We start from the raw sequence: 15,606 nt of genomic DNA on the forward strand, positions 1-15,606 counted from the left end.
GTTGGGAGGGGCCTTTTTTACCTGGAGATATGACTATGAACGTTATTGCAATATTGAATCACATGGGGGTTTATTTTAAAGAAGAACCCATCCGTGAACTTCATCGCGCGCTTGAACGTCTGAACTTCCAGATTGTTTACCCGAACGACCGTGACGACTTATTAAAACTGATCGAAAACAATGCGCGTCTGTGCGGCGTTATTTTTGACTGGGATAAATATAATCTCGAGCTGTGCGAAGAAATTAGCAAAATGAACGAGAACCTGCCGTTGTACGCGTTCGCTAATACGTATTCCACTCTCGATGTAAGCCTGAATGACCTGCGTTTACAGATTAGCTTCTTTGAATATGCGCTGGGTGCTGCTGAAGATATTGCTAATAAGATCAAGCAGACCACTGACGAATATATCAACACTATTCTGCCTCCGCTGACTAAAGCACTGTTTAAATATGTTCGTGAAGGTAAATATACTTTCTGTACTCCTGGTCACATGGGCGGTACTGCATTCCAGAAAAGCCCGGTAGGTAGCCTGTTCTATGATTTCTTTGGTCCGAATACCATGAAATCTGATATTTCCATTTCAGTATCTGAACTGGGTTCTCTGCTGGATCATAGTGGTCCACACAAAGAAGCAGAACAGTATATCGCTCGCGTCTTTAACGCAGACCGCAGCTACATGGTGACCAACGGTACTTCCACTGCGAACAAAATTGTTGGCATGTACTCTGCTCCGGCAGGCAGCACCATTCTGATTGACCGTAACTGCCACAAATCGCTGACCCACCTGATGATGATGAGCGATGTTACGCCAATCTATTTCCGCCCGACCCGTAACGCTTACGGTATTCTTGGTGGTATCCCACAGAGTGAATTCCAGCACGCTACCATTGCTAAGCGCGTGAAAGAAACACCAAACGCAACCTGGCCGGTACATGCTGTAATTACCAACTCTACCTATGATGGTCTGCTGTACAACACCGACTTCATCAAGAAAACACTGGATGTGAAATCCATCCACTTTGACTCCGCGTGGGTGCCTTACACCAATAGACTGGCCCCCTGAATCTCCAGACAACCAGTATCACTTAAATAAGTGATAGTCTTAATACTAGTTTTTAGACTAGTCATTGGAGTACAGATGATTGATGTCTTAGGGCCGGAGAAACGCAGACGGCGTACCACACAGGAAAAGATCGCAATTGTTCAGCAGAGCTTTGAACCGGGGATGACGGTCTCCCTCGTTGCCCGGCAACATGGTGTAGCAGCCAGCCAGTTATTTCTCTGGCGTAAGCAATACCAGGAAGGAAGTCTTACTGCTGTCGCCGCCGGAGAACAGGTTGTTCCTGCCTCTGAACTTGCTGCCGCCATGAAGCAGATTAAAGAACTCCAGCGCCTGCTCGGCAAGAAAACGATGGAAAATGAACTCCTCAAAGAAGCCGTTGAATATGGACGGGCAAAAAAGTGGATAGCGCACGCGCCCTTATTGCCCGGGGATGGGGAGTAAGCTTAGTCAGCCGTTGTCTCCGGGTGTCGCGTGCGCAGTTGCACGTCATTCTCAGACGAACCGATGACTGGATGGATGGCCGCCGCAGTCGTCACACTGATGATACGGATGTGCTTCTCCGTATACACCATGTTATCGGAGAGCTGCCCACGTATGGTTATCGTCGGGTATGGGCGCTGCTTCGCAGACAGGCAGAACTTGATGGTATGCCTGCGATCAATGCCAAACGTGTTTACCGGATCATGCGCCAGAATGCGCTGTTGCTTGAGCGAAAACCTGCTGTACCGCCATCGAAACGGGCACATACAGGCAGAGTGGCCGTGAAAGAAAGCAATCAGCGATGGTGCTCTGACGGGTTCGAGTTCTGCTGTGATAACGGAGAGAGACTGCGTGTCACGTTCGCGCTGGACTGCTGTGATCGTGAGGCACTGCACTGGGCGGTGACTACCGGCGGCTTCAACAGTGAAACAGTACAGGACGTCATGCTGGGAGCGGTGGAACGCCGCTTCGGCAACGATCTTCCGTCGTCTCCAGTGGAGTGGCTGACGGATAATGGTTCATGCTACCGGGCTAATGAAACACGCCAGTTCGCCCGGATGTTGGGACTTGAACCGAAGAACACGGCGGTGCGGAGTCCGGAGAGTAACGGAATAGCAGAGAGCTTCGTGAAAACGATAAAGCGTGACTACATCAGTATCATGCCCAAACCAGACGGGTTAACGGCAGCAAAGAACCTTGCAGAGGCGTTCGAGCATTATAACGAATGGCATCCGCATAGTGCGCTGGGTTATCGCTCGCCACGGGAATATCTGCGGCAGCGGGCTTGTAATGGGTTAAGTGATAACAGATGTCTGGAAATATAGGGGCAAATCCAACCAACTTCTCACCGATTTACGAAGGTAAATGCGGTATGAGCGGTGGCCGTGTAGAAGGGAAAGTGATTTACGAAACCCAGTCCACTCACAAACTGCTGGCGGCGTTCTCTCAGGCTTCCATGATCCACGTTAAAGGTGACGTAAACGAAGAAACCTTTAACGAAGCCTACATGATGCACACCACCACTTCTCCTCACTACGGTATCGTGGCGTCCACTGAAACCGCTGCGGCGATGATGAAAGGCAATGCAGGTAAACGTTTGATCAACGGTTCCATTGAACGTGCGATCAAATTCCGTAAAGAGATCAAACGTCTGAGAACGGAATCTGATGGCTGGTTCTTTGATGTATGGCAGCCGGATCATATCGATACGACTGAATGCTGGCCGCTGCGTTCTGACAGCACCTGGCACGGCTTCAAAAACATCGATAACGAGCACATGTATCTTGACCCGATCAAAGTCACCCTGCTGACTCCGGGGATGGAAAAAGACGGCACCATGAGCAACTTTGGTATTCCGGCCAGCATCGTGGCGAAATACCTCGACGAACATGGCATCGTTGTTGAGAAAACCGGTCCGTATAACCTGCTGTTCCTGTTCAGCATCGGTATCGATAAGACCAAAGCACTGAGCCTGCTGCGTGCTCTGACTGACTTCAAACGTGCGTTCGACCTGAACCTGCGTGTGAAAAACATGCTGCCGTCTCTGTATCGTGAAGATCCTGAATTCTATGAAAACATGCGTATTCAGGAACTGGCTCAGAATATCCACAAACTGATTGTTCACCACAATCTGCCGGATCTGATGTATCGCGCATTTGAAGTGCTGCCGACTATGGTAATGACTCCGTATGCTGCGTTCCAGAAAGAGCTGCACGGTATGAGGTAGCCTGAGTTTAACGGACACTCCTTCCTGAAATAGAATGGCATCAGAAGGAGCTAATAATGAGCAGAAAAACCCAACGTTACTCTAAAGAGTTCAAAGCCGAAGCTGTCAGAACGGTTCTTGAAAATCAACTTTCGATCAGTGAAGGCGCTTCCCGATTATCTCTTCCTGAAGGCACTTTAGGACAATGGGTTACCGCCGCCAGAAAAGGGCTCGGTACTCCTGGTTCCCGCACGGTGGCTGAACTGGAATCTGAAATTCTGCAACTGCGTAAGGCGTTAAATGAAGCTCGCCTTGAGCGAGATATATTAAAAAAAGCAACAGCGTATTTTGCACAGGAGTCGCTGAAAAATACGCGTTAATCGAACAATGGCGACAACAATTTCCCATTGAAGCGATGTGTCAGGTATTTGGTGTATCCAGGAGCGGTTATTACAACTGGGTACAGCATGAACCCTCAGACAGAAAACAAAGTGATGAGCGGCTAAAACTGGAGATTAAGGTGGCACATATCCGCACTCGCGAAACATATGGAACCCGGCGGCTCCAGACGGAGCTGGCAGAGAATGGCATCATCGTTGGTCGTGACCGACTGGCACGTCTTCGTAAGGAGCTAAGGCTACGCTGTAAGCAGAAACGCAAGTTCAGAGCGACTACGAACTCGAACCACAATCTGCCAGTTGCGCCAAATCTGCTGAACCAGACGTTCACTCCTACAGCACCAAATCAGGTCTGGGTGGCGGACCTGACGTATGTTGCCACACAGGAGGGATGGTTGTACCTCGCTGGCATCAAAGATGTTTATACGTGCGAAATTGTCGGCTACGCCATGGGAGAGCGCATGACAAAAGAGCTGACAGGTAAAGCCCTGTTTATGGCGCTCAGGAGCCAGCGCCCACCTGCCGGGCTAATCCACCACTCTGATCGAGGTTCACAGTACTGCGCATACGATTACCGGGTCATACAGGAGCAGTCTGGTCTGAAAACATCAATGTCGCGTAAAGGTAACTGTTACGACAACGCTCCGATGGAAAGCTTCTGGGGAACGCTGAAAAATGAGAGCCTGAGCCACTATCGTTTTAATAACCGGGATGAAGCCATCTCAGTAATACGGGAATACATTGAGATTTTCTACAATCGTCAGCGTCGTCACTCTCGTCTGGGGAATATCTCCCCGGCAGCCTTCAGGGAAAAATATCATCAGATGGCTGCTTAAAAAAAGAACAAATGGTAGTGTCCGCTATTGCCAGTACACCTCAGTATGACCGAAGAAGTTTACCTCGACGAAATGGTAGGTCGTATTAACGCCAATATGATCCTTCCGTATCCGCCGGGAGTTCCTCTGGTAATGCCGGGTGAAATGATCACCGAAGAAAGCCGTCCGGTTCTGGAGTTCCTGCAGATGCTGTGTGAAATCGGCGCTCACTATCCGGGATTTGAAACCGATATTCACGGTGCATACCGTCAGGCTGATGGCCGCTATACCGTTAAGGTATTGAAAGAAGAAAGCAAAAAATAATTAGCTCGTACAAGGGAAGTGGCTTGCCACTTCCCTTTTTTGCTCATAAGGAGAACACATGAAAACACCCTCACAGCCGCGCGCGATATACTATATCGTGGCGATCCAAATCTGGGAGTACTTCAGTTTTTACGGCATGCGTGCCTTACTCATTCTCTATCTCACCCATCAGCTTGGTTTTGATGATAACCATGCCATCAGCCTGTTCAGCGCATATGCTTCTCTGGTTTACGTTACCCCTATTCTCGGCGGCTGGCTTGCCGACCGCCTGCTCGGCAACCGCACTGCAGTGATTGCCGGCGCGCTGTTAATGACCCTTGGCCATGTGGTGCTGGGCATTGATACAAATTCAACCTTTAGCCTGTATCTGGCGCTGGCAATCATTATTTGTGGCTACGGTTTATTCAAATCAAACATCAGCTGTTTGCTTGGCGAGCTCTACGACGAGAACGATCATCGACGTGATGGCGGTTTTTCGCTGCTGTATGCTGCGGGCAATATCGGTTCTATCGCCGCCCCAATCGCCTGCGGCCTGGCTGCTCAGTGGTATGGATGGCATGTTGGCTTTGCCCTTGCGGGTGGCGGCATGTTTATCGGTTTGTTGATTTTCTTAAGCGGTCATCGTCATTTCCAGTCCACGCGTAGTATGGATAAAAAAGCGCTCACTAGCGTCAAATTTGCCTTACCAGTATGGAGCTGGTTAGTGGTGATGCTCTGTTTAGCCCCAGTATTTTTTACCCTGCTGCTGGAGAACGACTGGTCCGGATATTTGCTGGCGATCGTTTGCCTCATTGCCGCACAAATCATTGCCCGCATGATGATCAAATTCCCCGAACACCGCCGTGCTCTTTGGCAAATTGTATTGTTGATGTTTGTCGGGACGTTGTTCTGGGTACTGGCACAACAGGGCGGCAGTACCATCAGCTTGTTTATCGATCGCTTTGTGAATCGTCAGGCATTCAATATTGAAGTACCTACAGCACTATTCCAGTCGGTGAATGCAATTGCAGTGATGCTCGCTGGGGTTGTACTGGCCTGGCTGGCGTCGCCAGAAAGCCGCGGCAACTCAACATTGCGCGTCTGGCTGAAGTTTGCCTTTGGCTTACTGCTGATGGCTTGTGGCTTTATGTTGTTGGCATTTGATGCCCGACATGCAGCGGCTGACGGTCAAGCGTCAATGGGCGTGATGATATCCGGGTTGGCGCTAATGGGCTTTGCAGAACTCTTTATTGACCCGGTGGCGATTGCGCAAATCACGCGTCTGAAAATGTCTGGCGTATTAACCGGTATTTATATGCTGGCAACAGGCGCGGTCGCCAACTGGCTGGCAGGCGTCGTGGCACAGCAGACGACAGAGTCGCAAATTAGCGGTATGGTAATTGCAGCTTACCAGCGATTCTTTTCTCAGATGGGAGAGTGGACGTTGGCTTGTGTCGCGATCATCGTCGTATTGGCCTTTGCTACCCGTTTTCTGTTTAGCACGCCGACGAATATGATACAGGAGAGCAACGATTAACTGTCGTAAAAACAATTGGTTATGAATAAATTAACTTTCAGTTAATCACACTAGTAAATCGAGATTAATAAGTCATTTAAACCATTTTGATGGTTATTTATTAGTGATATCAACTTGAGGTAAGCGTTAGTTTCGATAAGATAAACTGAGTTATTAATAGTCGAGGCAGATAATACAGTGTACCGATCTGTCTCTTTATCTACGCTAAATTGAAAGCTGGATTTAGAGGAACCAAAATGTCTGAACAAGAAACACGGGGAGCCAATGAGGCTATTGATTTTAACGATGAACTGAGAAATCGCCGCGAAAAACTGGCGGCACTACGTCAGCAAGGTGTGGCGTTTCCCAATGATTTTCGCCGCGACCATACCTCTGACCAGTTGCACGAAGAGTTTGATGCGAAGAATAACCAGGAACTGGAATCCTTAAACATTGAAGTCTCGGTTGCTGGCCGAATGATGACCCGTCGTATCATGGGGAAAGCCTCCTTTGTAACGTTGCAGGATGTCGGTGGCCGTATTCAACTGTACGTTGCAAGAGATAGCCTGCCAGAAGGTGTTTATAACGATCAGTTTAAAAAATGGGATCTGGGTGACATTATCGGTGCCCGCGGTACGCTGTTTAAGACGCAAACGGGTGAGCTTTCCATTCACTGTACTGAGTTGCGCCTGCTGACTAAAGCACTACGTCCTTTACCAGATAAATTCCATGGTCTGCAGGATCAGGAAGTCCGTTATCGTCAACGTTATCTGGACCTCATCGCTAACGATAAATCCCGTCAAACGTTTGTTGTCCGTTCAAAAATTCTGGCCGCTATCCGTCAGTTCATGGTCGCGCGCGGCTTTATGGAAGTAGAAACCCCGATGATGCAGGTAATTCCAGGTGGGGCATCTGCTCGCCCGTTTATTACCCATCATAATGCTCTGGATTTAGATATGTATCTGCGTATCGCGCCGGAGCTGTATCTGAAACGTCTGGTTGTAGGCGGTTTTGAACGGGTATTCGAAATCAACCGTAACTTCCGTAATGAAGGTATTTCTGTTCGCCATAATCCTGAGTTCACAATGATGGAACTCTACATGGCGTATGCGGATTACCACGATTTGATTGAACTGACAGAGTCACTGTTCCGCACCCTGGCACAAGAGGTTCTGGGTACCACTAAAGTCACTTATGGCGAGCATGTGTTTGATTTCGGCAAACCGTTTGAAAAACTCACCATGCGCGAAGCAATCAAAAAATATCGTCCAGAAACCGATATGGCCGACCTGGATAATTTTGATGCTGCTAAAGCATTAGCTGAATCTATCGGAATTACGGTAGAGAAAAGCTGGGGGCTGGGACGTATTATCACGGAGATCTTTGATGAAGTGGCAGAAGCACATCTGATTCAGCCAACCTTTATTACGGAATATCCGGCAGAAGTGTCACCGCTGGCGCGCCGTAATGATGTTAACCCGGAAATCACCGACCGTTTTGAATTCTTCATCGGTGGTCGTGAAATCGGTAATGGTTTTAGCGAATTAAACGACGCAGAAGATCAGGCTGAACGTTTCCAGGAACAGGTTAACGCTAAAGCTGCAGGTGACGACGAAGCCATGTTCTATGACGAAGATTACGTAACTGCGCTGGAATATGGTCTGCCGCCAACCGCTGGTCTGGGTATTGGTATCGACCGAATGATTATGCTGTTTACAAACAGTCATACTATTCGCGACGTTATTCTCTTCCCGGCGATGCGCCCACAGAAATAAATTTCACTTTAATGAACGAAGCAGTCAGGCGACTGCTTCGTTCGTCGTTCCGCAAATCCAGTTTTGAGGAGAGACGCTTCGTTTCACGATAACCAGCGGGTCCACTCAACTACAGCTCCTAAAAGAGAGAAAAAAGTAATGCCACAGGCAGACTCATTGGCCAGGTTATTCCGACCAGGAATGCACTAAGTAAACGAATATGTGTTTTCTCATGTGAGATAAACCAGATAATGACAAAGGATATGTTCACACCAATCACATAAAAAATTAATATTTTAGAGAATAGTGCCATTTTTTATGTTCTTCTTATCCTTCCTGGCTACTTGTAAAACTGACGGAAATAGTCATCAACTGTCATAATGTTGAGGTCAAAATCAATATCCGGTAAGTCTAAGCATTTAAGCCTGATTAAATCTTCGATTTCACTTGCGGCTAACGATGTCGTTATTGCGAAGGAATTTTCATTCAATTGTCGTGGTATCCCATATTCATCAGCCACGATAGAAGAGAAATTCATATCATACATCAATGATCTTAACCTTAAGAACACTGAGGAATAAGATGATGGATAATCAAAAGAAACAACATAAGTATTGAACTTGTTTTTACCTTCCATAATATGACTCCTATCAATATTGAATGCTCTGGGGACGCAAAACTTGATAACCCCGATTGATGATTCTCATATAGGAGATATTCTTTTTTTTGCTCAGTAAAGGGGATGACTTGGGACAAAAAAACGCGCTCTCTGCCCATTCTTTGTGCATCCCCCTACCCTTCAGATGCTCTCCTGCATCACTCCGCGGAGAGCATGAAAAATATCGTGACTCTGTACTCTCCCATCAACTGCGAATATCATCATACTCCCGCGTTTTATCAAATTCGTGTTTCGCAAATGGGCATAGTGGGATAATTTTTCGTTTTTCCCGACGCATTTTTTCCACGACTTTTGCAACCAGCTGTTTACCAATCCCCTGCCCTTTCAGGCTTTCATCGACATCGGTATGTTCGATAATCGCTAAATTCTCTCCAGTCGGCACAAAGACAATTTCAGCGATTTGCTTGCCTTGTTCGTCATTAATGTAAAATTTATTGTGGCCTTCGCGTATTTCCATTTTACCCTCGCTTATTTATGACGGTATTTCAGCGCGCCGCTCGGGCACGTATCAATCACTTTAACCACAGTGGCGACGTCGACTTCATCCGGCATGATCCACGGCTTTCGTTTGAGATTAAATAACTTGCCGTTGCCACGTACGCAATTGCCAGAATGCTGACATATCGCAGTGTTGAAATAGACATCGATCTTTTCGCCGGTATAACAGCGATAACCCTCGTCCAGTAGCGCCTGATCCATGACTTTCCCTCTCTCATCAGTATGATTATCGCTATAAGCATAGCCCTGGAATCTTCATACAGCACTGGCAGTTTCCGTTGCCAGAATCTCTTCCCCTATATAGCCAATCATTCTTACTCCCTTTGAATTACCCGCCTCATCAGAGATAATGTTTAAGAAATTTGTCACACAAGGAAGCTGATGAGACATTCATTGCCCTACCGCATGTTACGCAAACGTCCGATGAAATTGAGTACCACAGTGATCTTAATGGTCAGTGCGGTACTGTTCTCGGTGCTATTGGTGGTGCATCTGATTTACTTCTCGCAAATCAGTGATATGACGCGAGACGGGCTAGCCAACAAGGCACTGGCAGTGGCGCGTACCCTCGCCAACTCGCCGGAAATCCGTCAGGGCTTGCAGAAAAAACCGCAGGAGAGCGGCATCCAGGCCATCGCGGAAGCCGTGCGCAAACGCAACGATCTGCTGTTTATTGTCGTTACCGATATGCAAAGTCTTCGCTACTCGCATCCTGAAGCCCAGCGTATTGGTCAGCCATTTAAAGGTGATGACATCCTTAAAGCGCTGAATGGCAAAGAAAATGTCGCTATCAATCGCGGTTTTCTGGCGCAGGCTTTACGCGTATTTACCCCCATCTACGATGAAAATCATAAACAAATTGGCGTGGTGGCGATCGGCCTTGAGTTAAGCCGCGTGACCCAACAAATCAATGACAGTCGCTGGAGCATTATCTGGTCGGTATTATTTGGCATGCTGGTCGGACTGATTGGCACCTGCATTCTGGTTAAGGTACTGAAAAAAATCCTTTTCGGCCTGGAACCCTACGAAATCTCCACGCTGTTTGAGCAACGCCAGGCCATGTTGCAGTCTATCAAAGAAGGCGTCGTTGCCGTGGACGATCGCGGCGAGGTCACGCTGATCAACGATGCCGCACAAGAATTGCTGAATTACCGTAAGTCGCAGGACGATGAGAAACTGTCGACGCTCAGCCACTCATGGTCACAGGTGGTAGATGTCTCGGAAGTGTTACGCGACGGTACGCCGCGCCGCGACGAAGAGATTACGATTAAAGACCGGCTATTACTGATCAACACCGTTCCGGTGCGCAGTAATGGCGTTATCATCGGTGCCATTTCAACCTTCAGGGACAAAACCGAAGTACGTAAACTGATGCAGCGACTCGACGGTCTGGTCAACTATGCCGACGCACTTCGTGAACGATCCCACGAATTTATGAATAAATTGCACGTGATTCTCGGATTATTGCATCTGAAGAGTTATAAGCAGTTGGAAGATTACATTCTAAAAACAGCCAATAACTATCAGGAAGAGATTGGCTCTCTGCTGGGTAAGATCAAATCTCCGGTTATCGCTGGTTTTTTAATCAGCAAGATTAATCGCGCGACCGATTTAGGCCATACGCTGATTTTAAACAGTGAAAGCCAGCTGCCAGACAGCGGCAGTGAGGACCAGGTCGCGACGCTGATTACCACATTGGGAAATCTGATAGAAAACGCGCTGGAAGCATTAGGGCCGGAACCCGGTGGCGAAATTAGCGTAACATTGCACTACCGTCACGGCTGGCTGCACTGCGAAGTTAACGATGATGGACCGGGGATCGCACCCGACAAAATCGATCACATTTTTGACAAAGGTGTCTCGACAAAAGGAAGCGAGCGAGGCGTCGGTTTAGCACTTGTCAAACAACAGGTAGAAAATCTCGGCGGCAGCATCGCCGTGGAATCGGAACCCGGGATTTTCACACAATTTTTTGTCCAGATACCCTGGGACGGGGAGAGGTCGAACAGATGATCAATGTATTAATTATCGATGACGACGCAATGGTCGCGGAGCTGAATCGCCGATACGTAGCACAAATCCCAGGCTTTCAATGCTGTGGAACAGCCTCGACGCTGGAGAAAGCCAAAGAGATTATCTTCAATAGCGATACGCCTATCGACCTGATATTGCTCGATATCTATATGCAAAAAGAGAACGGGCTCGATTTACTGCCTGTCCTGCATAACGCGCGTTGCAAAAGTGATGTGATTGTCATCTCCTCCGCAGCCGATGCGGCAACCATTAAAGATTCGCTGCATTACGGTGTCGTGGATTACCTGATCAAACCCTTCCAGGCTTCCCGCTTTGAAGAGGCGCTCACCGACTGGCGGCAAAAGAAAATGGCGCTGGAAAAACATCAGTATTATGACCAGGCCGAGCTTGATCAGCTAATCCACGGCAGCAGCTCCAACGAACAGGATCCTCGTCGCTTGCCAAAAGGCTTAACGCCGCAGACGTTACGCACACTGTGCCAGTGGATTGACGCGCATCAGGACTATGAATTTTCAACCGACGAGCTAGCCAACGAGGTTAACATTTCGCGTGTTTCCTGCCGTAAATACCTCATCTGGCTGGTCAACTGCCACATCTTGTTCACCAGTATCCATTATGGCGTCACGGGGCGTCCAGTTTACCGTTACCGTATTCAGGCAGAACACTACTCACTACTGAAACAATATTGCCAATAACGGATCGCTGGTTATCTGTAAGTAATAATTATTACCGTAATGCAAAATACCCCTGGCACAAGTTACATCCTTCATCAGTAAAACTTGTGCCAGATCAAATATAATTATCCCTGCATCATCGCTAAAAATTAATATCTCTTCAGGTGAACGGTGTTTTTAATTTCAAAACGCTAACAAAAGTTAATTAACTATTATGTCACCCGCATTATGTGTATTTTTACCCACAAATGGGTAGATCAGATTAATCTATAAACCTAATGACATCTGCCCTGAGAACAAAAAATAGACCGATAAATATCAATAAGATAACAGCAAACAAAACATTAACATCTGCGCAGTACAAACTATAAACCCATCGCCAGAGAGTCTTTCTCTCTGAAAAAGCCGCTTATCACAGTGCATAAATTTGCCGCTGCTTTAATCAGCCAATATTCACTGTGAGGTATTTGCTAAAGCCGGTAACGACCAAACGGATATTTAGTCAGGCTCTGAAAACAGTTCATACAAAACAGAACGTGACTGTGATCTATTCAGCAAAAATTTAAATAGGATTATCGCGAGGGTTCACACATGTTATTTACTATCCAACTTATCATAATACTGATATGTCTGTTTTATGGTGCCAGAAAGGGTGGTATCGCGCTGGGTTTATTAGGCGGTATCGGTCTGGTCATTCTGGTCTTCGTCTTCCACCTTCAGCCAGGTAAACCACCGGTTGATGTCATGCTGGTTATCATTGCGGTGGTGGCGGCATCGGCGACCTTGCAAGCTTCGGGCGGTCTTGATGTCATGCTGCAAATTGCCGAGAAGCTGCTGCGCCGCAACCCGAAATATGTCTCAATTGTCGCGCCGTTTGTGACCTGTACGCTGACCATTCTTTGCGGTACGGGTCATGTGGTTTACACCATTCTGCCGATCATCTACGACGTCGCCATTAAGAACAACATCCGTCCGGAACGTCCGATGGCGGCAAGTTCTATCGGTGCACAGATGGGGATCATCGCCAGTCCGGTGTCGGTTGCGGTCGTGTCTCTGGTTGCAATGCTGGGTAATGTCACCTTTGATGGTCGCCATCTTGAGTTCCTCGACCTGCTGGCAATCACCATTCCATCGACGTTAATCGGTATCCTGGCGATCGGTATCTTCAGCTGGTTCCGTGGTAAAGATCTGGATAAAGACGAAGAGTTCCAGAAATTCATCTCCGTACCGGAAAACCGTGAGTATGTTTACGGTGATACCGCGACGCTGCTGGACAAAAAACTGCCGAAAAGCAACTGGCTGGCAATGTGGATTTTCCTCGGGGCAATCGCTGTAGTCGCCCTTCTTGGTGCTGATTCGGACCTGCGTCCATCCTTCGGCGGCAAACCGCTGTCGATGGTACTGGTTATTCAGATGTTTATGCTGCTGACCGGGGCGCTGATTATTATCCTGACCAAAACCAATCCCGCGTCTATCTCAAAAAACGAAGTCTTCCGTTCCGGTATGATCGCCATCGTGGCGGTGTACGGTATCGCATGGATGGCAGAAACCATGTTCGGTGCGCATATGTCTGAAATTCAGGGCGTACTGGGTGAAATGGTGAAAGAGTATCCGTGGGCCTATGCCATTGTTCTGCTGCTGGTTTCCAAGTTTGTAAACTCTCAGGCTGCGGCGCTGGCGGCGATTGTTCCGGTCGCGCTGGCGATCGGCGTTGATCCGGCATACATCGTGGCTTCAGCACCGGCTTGCTACGGTTATTACATCCTGCCGACTTATCCGAGCGATCTGGCAGCGATTCAGTTTGACCGTTCCGGCACCACCCACATCGGTCGCTTCGTCATCAACCACAGCTTTATTCTGCCGGGGTTGATTGGTGTGAGCGTATCGTGCGTCTTCGGCTGGATCTTCGCCGCGATGTACGGGTTCTTATAAATGCACTTTGCGTGCCGCCCGTGACTACGCGGCACGCCATTTTCGAATAACAAATACAGAGTTACAGGCTGGAAGCTATGTCAAACAAACCCTTTATCTACCAGGCACCTTTCCCGATGGGGAAAGACAATACCGAATACTATCTACTCACTTCCGATTACGTTAGCGTTGCCGACTTCGACGGCGAAACCATCCTGAAAGTGGAACCAGAAGCCCTGACCCTGCTGGCGCAGCAAGCCTTTCACGACGCTTCTTTCATGCTCCGTCCGGCACACCAGAAACAGGTTGCGGCTATTCTTCACGATCCAGAAGCCAGCGAAAACGACAAGTACGTGGCACTGCAATTCTTAAGAAACTCCGAAATCGCCGCCAAAGGCGTGCTGCCGACCTGCCAGGATACCGGCACCGCGATCATCGTCGGTAAAAAAGGCCAGCGCGTGTGGACCGGTGGCGGTGATGAAGAAGCGCTGTCGAAAGGCGTCTATAACACCTATATCGAAGATAACCTGCGCTACTCGCAAAACGCGGCGCTGGACATGTACAAAGAGGTCAACACCGGCACTAACCTGCCTGCGCAAATCGACCTGTACGCGGTAGATGGCGATGAGTACAAATTCCTTTGCGTTGCGAAAGGCGGCGGCTCTGCCAACAAAACGTATCTCTACCAGGAAACCAAAGCCCTGCTGACTCCCGGCAAACTGAAAAACTTCCTCGTCGAGAAAATGCGTACCCTCGGTACTGCAGCCTGCCCGCCGTACCATATCGCGTTTGTGATTGGCGGTACGTCTGCGGAAACCAACCTGAAAACCGTCAAATTAGCAAGCGCTCACTATTACGATGAACTGCCGACGGAAGGGAACGAACATGGTCAGGCGTTCCGCGATGTCCAGCTGGAACAGGAACTGCTGGAAGAGGCCCAGAAACTCGGTCTTGGCGCGCAGTTTGGCGGTAAATACTTCGCGCACGACATTCGCGTTATCCGTCTGCCACGTCACGGCGCATCCTGCCCGGTAGGCATGGGCGTCTCCTGCTCCGCTGACCGTAACATTAAAGCGAAAATCAACCGCGAAGGTATCTGGATCGAAAAACTGGAACACAATCCAGGTCAGTACATTCCACAAGAACTGCGTCAGGCCGGTGAAGGCGAAGCGGTGAAGGTCGACCTTAACCGCCCGATGAAAGAGATCCTCGCCCAGCTTTCGCAATATCCGGTTTCCACTCGTTTGTCGCTCACTGGCACCATTATTGTGGGTCGAGATATTGCACACGCCAAGCTGAAAGAGCTGATTGACGCCGGTAAAGAACTTCCGCAGTACATCAAAGATCACCCGATCTACTACGCGGGTCCGGCGAAAACCCCTGCCGGTTATCCATCAGGTTCACTTGGCCCAACCACCGCAGGTCGTATGGACTCCTATGTGGATCTGCTGCAATCCCACGGCGGCAGCATGATCATGCTGGCGAAAGGCAACCGCAGCCAGCAGGTTACCGACGCGTGTCATAAACACGGCGGCTTCTACCTCGGTAGCATCGGCGGTCCGGCGGCGGTACTGGCGCAGCAGAGCATCAAGCATCTGGAATGCGTCGCTTATCCGGAGCTGGGTATGGAAGCTATCTGGAAAATCGAAGTAGAAGATTTCCCGGCGTTTATCCTGGTCGATGACAAAGGTAACGACTTCTTCCAGCAAATCGTCAACAAACAGTGCGCGAACTGCACTAAGTAACCTCTTCGGCCCAGCGCCTGGCAGCATGCT

At 48.7% G+C, this 15,606-nt stretch carries 12 protein-coding genes and 3 pseudogenes; 11 read left to right on the plus strand and 4 right to left on the minus strand.

Annotation, left to right across the window (positions count from 1 at the left end; genetic code table 11):
- Positions 1-35: 35 nt before the first annotated feature.
- The 7 genes and pseudogenes from cadA (C1P89_RS16950) to lysS form a co-directional block, all read left to right on the plus strand.
- Positions 36-1,049, plus strand: a pseudogene (gene cadA / locus C1P89_RS16950) (lysine decarboxylase CadA); the annotation flags it as partial.
- A 90-nt stretch (positions 1,050-1,139) separates the two neighbouring features.
- Positions 1,140-2,368 (plus strand): IS3-like element IS2 family transposase gene (locus tag C1P89_RS16955; RefSeq protein ID WP_088895425.1). Its coding sequence is split into 2 segments (ribosomal slippage): positions 1,140-1,455 and positions 1,455-2,368, totalling 1,230 coding nucleotides; the frame shifts between segments, so codons are not numbered across the junction.
- Positions 2,369-2,379: 11 nt separating this feature from the next.
- A pseudogene (gene cadA / locus C1P89_RS16960) lies at positions 2,380-3,264 on the plus strand (lysine decarboxylase CadA); the annotation flags it as partial.
- Positions 3,265-3,326: 62 nt separating this feature from the next.
- Positions 3,327-4,483 (plus strand): IS3-like element IS600 family transposase gene (locus C1P89_RS16965; RefSeq protein WP_094096605.1). Its coding sequence is split into 2 segments (ribosomal slippage): positions 3,327-3,576 and positions 3,576-4,483, totalling 1,158 coding nucleotides; the frame shifts between segments, so codons are not numbered across the junction.
- A gap of 45 nt (positions 4,484-4,528) precedes the next feature.
- Positions 4,529-4,786: pseudogene (locus C1P89_RS16975) on the plus strand (Orn/Lys/Arg family decarboxylase); the annotation flags it as partial.
- 58 nt (positions 4,787-4,844) lie between these two features.
- Positions 4,845-6,302, plus strand: a complete 1,458-nt coding sequence (gene dtpC, locus C1P89_RS16980; protein ID WP_000856831.1) for a dipeptide/tripeptide permease DtpC — start codon at positions 4,845-4,847, stop codon at positions 6,300-6,302.
- A gap of 236 nt (positions 6,303-6,538) precedes the next feature.
- A complete protein-coding gene (lysS, locus tag C1P89_RS16985) occupies positions 6,539-8,056 on the plus strand; it encodes a lysine--tRNA ligase (RefSeq protein ID WP_001295086.1) in 1,518 nt (505 codons plus the stop codon).
- Positions 8,057-8,174: 118 nt separating this feature from the next.
- On the opposite strand, the gene ghoT is transcribed toward lysS, so the two are convergent.
- The 4 genes from ghoT to yjdI all read right to left on the minus strand — a co-directional run bounded on the left by ghoT (position 8,175) and on the right by yjdI (position 9,413).
- A complete protein-coding gene (ghoT, locus tag C1P89_RS16990) occupies positions 8,175-8,348 on the minus strand; it encodes a type V toxin-antitoxin system toxin GhoT (protein ID WP_001173343.1) in 174 nt (57 codons plus the stop codon).
- A gap of 27 nt (positions 8,349-8,375) precedes the next feature.
- A complete protein-coding gene (ghoS, locus tag C1P89_RS16995) occupies positions 8,376-8,672 on the minus strand; it encodes a type V toxin-antitoxin system endoribonuclease antitoxin GhoS (RefSeq protein WP_000398619.1) in 297 nt (98 codons plus the stop codon).
- Positions 8,673-8,898: 226 nt separating this feature from the next.
- On the minus strand, positions 8,899-9,171 hold the full coding sequence (locus C1P89_RS17000; protein WP_000405647.1) for a GNAT family N-acetyltransferase: 273 nt from the start codon (positions 9,169-9,171) through the stop codon (positions 8,899-8,901).
- Positions 9,172-9,182: 11 nt separating this feature from the next.
- Complete coding sequence (yjdI, locus tag C1P89_RS17005; protein ID WP_000371698.1) at positions 9,183-9,413, minus strand: 4Fe-4S mono-cluster protein YjdI; 231 nt, start codon at positions 9,411-9,413, stop codon at positions 9,183-9,185.
- 180 nt (positions 9,414-9,593) lie between these two features.
- Here yjdI and C1P89_RS17010 point away from each other — a divergent pair, with 180 nt between their 5' ends.
- The 4 genes from C1P89_RS17010 to fumB all read left to right on the plus strand — a co-directional run bounded on the left by C1P89_RS17010 (position 9,594) and on the right by fumB (position 15,576).
- On the plus strand, positions 9,594-11,225 hold the full coding sequence (locus C1P89_RS17010) for a sensor histidine kinase (protein ID WP_001216495.1): 1,632 nt from the start codon (positions 9,594-9,596) through the stop codon (positions 11,223-11,225).
- On the plus strand, positions 11,222-11,941 hold the full coding sequence (dcuR, locus tag C1P89_RS17015; protein WP_000611285.1) for a two-component system response regulator DcuR: 720 nt from the start codon (positions 11,222-11,224) through the stop codon (positions 11,939-11,941). The genes C1P89_RS17010 and dcuR overlap by 4 nt, the downstream gene beginning before the upstream one ends.
- 570 nt (positions 11,942-12,511) lie before the next feature.
- Complete coding sequence (gene dcuB / locus C1P89_RS17020) at positions 12,512-13,852, plus strand: anaerobic C4-dicarboxylate transporter DcuB (protein WP_000899522.1); 1,341 nt, start codon at positions 12,512-12,514, stop codon at positions 13,850-13,852.
- A gap of 77 nt (positions 13,853-13,929) precedes the next feature.
- Complete coding sequence (fumB, locus tag C1P89_RS17025) at positions 13,930-15,576, plus strand: class I fumarate hydratase (protein WP_000066681.1); 1,647 nt, start codon at positions 13,930-13,932, stop codon at positions 15,574-15,576.
- The last annotated feature ends 30 nt before the right edge of the window (positions 15,577-15,606 follow it).

This window comes from Shigella sonnei, from assembly GCF_002950395.1.
Lineage (GTDB): Bacteria > Pseudomonadota > Gammaproteobacteria > Enterobacterales > Enterobacteriaceae > ECMA0423.